This is a genomic window from uncultured Blautia sp., from assembly GCF_902497045.1.
GTDB lineage: Bacteria > Bacillota > Clostridia > Lachnospirales > Lachnospiraceae > Blautia_A.
In genome coordinates this window covers 1-2,685 of sequence record NZ_CABVDF010000299.1, presented here as the reverse complement: position 1 = coordinate 2,685, position 2,685 = coordinate 1, and the positions used below count along the sequence as shown (strand labels likewise).

Sequence of the window (2,685 nt, the reverse complement as noted above, 5' to 3'; positions counted from 1 at the left end):
CATTACTTAACAAAACCTACTTTATTTAAAGTTGAAGGCTGCTAAGCAATCAGATTTTTGGAGGAAAAGATAAATGAATACTTTAAAAGCTGAAAAGCGAAGCATGGATGTCAAAGCAAAGAGATTAAGAAGAGAAGGATATGTAACAGGAAACCTGTTCGGACGTGAAATTGAAGGCTCCATTCCTGTAAAAATGCATAAGCCGGATGTAGAACGCCTTTTGAAAACAAACAATAAAGGAAGTCAGATTCTTCTGGATGTAGATGGTCAGAAATATGATGTACTGATTAAAGAGGTTGATTTTAACCCGATGGCCGGAAGGGTAGATGAGTTGGATTTTCAGGCACTGGTAAGTAATGAAAAGGTTCATTCTGTTGCTGAGATAGTTCTGGTAAATCATGATAAGATACAGACAGGTGTACTCCAGGAGAATCTAACGGAAATTGCTTATACGGCATATCCGTCATCTCTGGTAGACAAAGTAAAGGTTGATGTAGGAGAAATGAAAATCGGCGATGTGATCTATGTAAAAGATCTTCCCATTGCAGAGGATAAAGACATTGACCTGAAGACAGATCTGGAGTCAGTTGTGGTGATGCTGAATGCGGTTCACAGTAAAGAGGTTCCGGAAGAGGAAGAAGATACTGAAGAATAAAAACAGAATAAAACATAGAAAAGCACCCGGAGATTTTAAAATCTCCGGGATTTTTATTGTATAGGAAATAGTAAGGAAAAGCAATTATCGGGAGAAATCATGGACAAATTCTTCAGTTGCAGGTAAAATAAGATGAAATGAAGACATCAGAAGAAAACAGTTAAAGACTCAGGGGGCTTGCGTAACATGCGGATTTTTTTGATAGAAGATGATAAGGCGCTGGCAGAAGGGATTTCTTTTACATTACAAAAAGAAGGATATGAGACAGAGGTTTATTTTACCTGCAGAGAAAGCCGGGAGGCGCTGGATAACAGTCAGCCGGATCTGGTACTTCTGGATTGGAATTTACCGGATGGCGACGGGCTTGTACTTTGCCGGGAAATCTCTGAAAAATGGAAGATGCCGATTCTGATGATCACGGCCCGGGATATGGAGATCGATCAGGTCATGTGTCTGGAAAGCGGGGCTGATGATTATATAGCCAAGCCTTTTTCTCTTGCTGTTCTGAAAGCCAGAATTGCAGCTCTGCTCAGAAGACAGGGGATACATGAAGAGGGGCAGCTTACTTCCGGGCAGATCCGTGTGGACGTTCAGGAAATGAGAGCCTGGAAAGGAGACCGGGAGCTGGATCTGAGCCTGACGGAATACCGGCTTTTGAAATATTTTATGGAGAATAAAAATCAGGTACTTTTAAAAGAACAGCTTCTGGCTCATGTGTGGGACAGCGGCGGCCGGTTTGTGGAGGAAAATACTCTGATGGTGAATATCCGCAGGCTTCGGACGAAAATAGAAGAAGATGCTTCTCACCCGGAATATATTAAAACCGTACATGGCATGGGATATCTTTGGGAGGAACGGAGATGACAGAGAGAATTCTGACAGGAATCCTGATTTTGGCTGTTCTGGCAGTACTGTTGCTGGGAATTTCTTTTATAAGAACTTTGAATCGTATGCAGAAGCTGCTGAGGGATTATGAAGAAAAGGGAAATGCAGCATTTTCTACTATGAAGGAAACACGGGAATCCAAGCTGGAAAACAGATTGCAGAGACTTCTGGGACAGGCTGCCAGAAAAGAAGAAAAGGCAGAAAAAGAAAGAGATGAAACAGCGGCTCTTTTATCGGATCTTTCCCATCAGCTGAAAACACCTATGGCGAATGTGATCATGTACACAGAGCTTCTGGAGGATGAAAGTCTGGAACCGGAGGAACGCCGAAGATTTGTAGGGCAGACCAGAGAACAGGCCAGGAAAATGAAATGGCTTCTGGAAAGTATGCTGAAGGCTTCCCGGCTGGAAACAGGCAGTATTTCTTTTTCTGCAGAGTATACCTGTATCCGAGAAACCATTGGAGCAGCTGTCAGCGGTGTTTACGCAAAAGCGGAGGACAGGGGAATTACCATTGTAGCAGAACCATTTGAGGATCGGAAGCTGTATCATGATCCAAAATGGACCGCAGAAGCAATTGGAAATATTCTGGACAATGCCATAAAATATTCGCCCTTCGGAAGTACGGTCCGTGTGCGGGTGATGCCAATGGAAATCTATACGCAGATCGAGATACTGGATCAGGGTATGGGGATTTCCAGAGAAGAATATAATCAGATTTTCCATCGTTTTTATCGCAGCAGCAGTGTAGCTCAGGACGAAGGCAGCGGACTGGGACTGTATCTTGCTCAGCTGATTTTAAATAAGGAAAAGGGATATGTGACGGTAGCCTCCGAAAAAGGAAAGGGAAGCAGTTTTCGGATATTCCTTCTGAATGAAGTTCTGACAGTTTTGTAAGAACTTTTTTCTTTTTTGTCAGGATGCTGTCAGGATGTGATGATAACATATCAGTATCAAAAGAATAAGGAGGCCGGGATCATGGAAATTCTCAGGACAGTAGATCTGAAAAAATATTATGGAACAGGAGAAAATCAGGTAAAAGCACTGGATGGAGTGAATCTTTCTGTAGAGGAAGGGGAGTTTCTGGCAGTGGTAGGAACCAGCGGATCGGGTGATTATGTTAAAATAAGACTAAGTTAGCAGATT

The 2,685-nt window shown here is 42.7% G+C and carries 3 protein-coding genes and 1 pseudogene; all 4 read left to right on the top strand.

Annotated features, from left to right (window positions below; genetic code table 11):
- The first annotated feature begins 73 nt into the window (after positions 1 to 73).
- Complete coding sequence (locus tag RDS42_RS14005; protein WP_308784199.1) at positions 74 to 655, top strand: 50S ribosomal protein L25; 582 nt, start codon at positions 74 to 76, stop codon at positions 653 to 655.
- Between the two features lie 186 nt (positions 656 to 841).
- On the top strand, positions 842 to 1,519 hold the full coding sequence (locus RDS42_RS14000) for a response regulator transcription factor (protein WP_308784198.1): 678 nt from the start codon (positions 842 to 844) through the stop codon (positions 1,517 to 1,519).
- On the top strand, positions 1,516 to 2,436 hold the full coding sequence (locus RDS42_RS13995; RefSeq protein WP_308784197.1) for a HAMP domain-containing sensor histidine kinase: 921 nt from the start codon (positions 1,516 to 1,518) through the stop codon (positions 2,434 to 2,436). The genes RDS42_RS14000 and RDS42_RS13995 overlap by 4 nt, the downstream gene beginning before the upstream one ends.
- A gap of 81 nt (positions 2,437 to 2,517) precedes the next feature.
- Positions 2,518 to 2,652: pseudogene (locus RDS42_RS13990) on the top strand (ABC transporter ATP-binding protein); the annotation flags it as partial.
- Positions 2,653 to 2,685: the final 33 nt, after the last annotated feature.

Bases quoted from the DNA above. Each gene is read 5' to 3' on its own strand.
- RDS42_RS14005 (WP_308784199.1), top strand. From the start codon at position 74: ATGAATACTTTAAAAGCTGAAAAGCGAAGCATGGATGTCAAAGCAAAG.
- RDS42_RS14000 (WP_308784198.1), top strand. From the start codon at position 842: ATGCGGATTTTTTTGATAGAAGATGATAAGGCGCTGGCAGAAGGGATT.
- RDS42_RS13995 (WP_308784197.1), top strand. From the start codon at position 1,516: ATGACAGAGAGAATTCTGACAGGAATCCTGATTTTGGCTGTTCTGGCA.